1 pseudogene is annotated in these 323 nt (G+C 42.4%); it reads right to left on the bottom strand.

What is annotated here, in order from left to right:
- Nucleotides 1-121: 121 nt before the first annotated feature.
- A pseudogene (locus AAEY83_RS13565) lies at nucleotides 122-323 on the bottom strand (aspartate aminotransferase family protein); the annotation flags it as partial.

Below are 323 nucleotides of genomic sequence, written 5' to 3'. Positions count from 1 at the left end.
CAAATAAACATCCTTGTAATAGAGTTAATAAATCTTTAGCTTAATAATAAGTATTTTGTTTCGAGCATTTGGTTATGACGATGCGCTATCTATCCTCAGCACGCCTAAGCACTCCTAAACATTAAGCGGCAGGCAATCCATCAGGAAGCGCGATGAGTACCTCTTTTAGAATATCCAACCCTTCTTTTAGGGTGTCAGAATCTATGGTAAGTGGCGGTAATAAGCGAATGATATGGCGATATTGCCCACTTGGCATCAGCAATAGACCACGCTCGCGGGCTTTGGTTAATACTTGCGCCATCACACTTGGATGCACATCATGC

It is taken from the genome of Psychrobacter sp. TB20-MNA-CIBAN-0197 (genome assembly GCF_040309765.1).
Taxonomy (GTDB): Bacteria; Pseudomonadota; Gammaproteobacteria; order Pseudomonadales; family Moraxellaceae; genus Psychrobacter; species Psychrobacter submarinus.
Note: the sequence above shows the minus strand (reverse complement) of the source record. Positions and strands in the feature narration are given on the sequence as shown.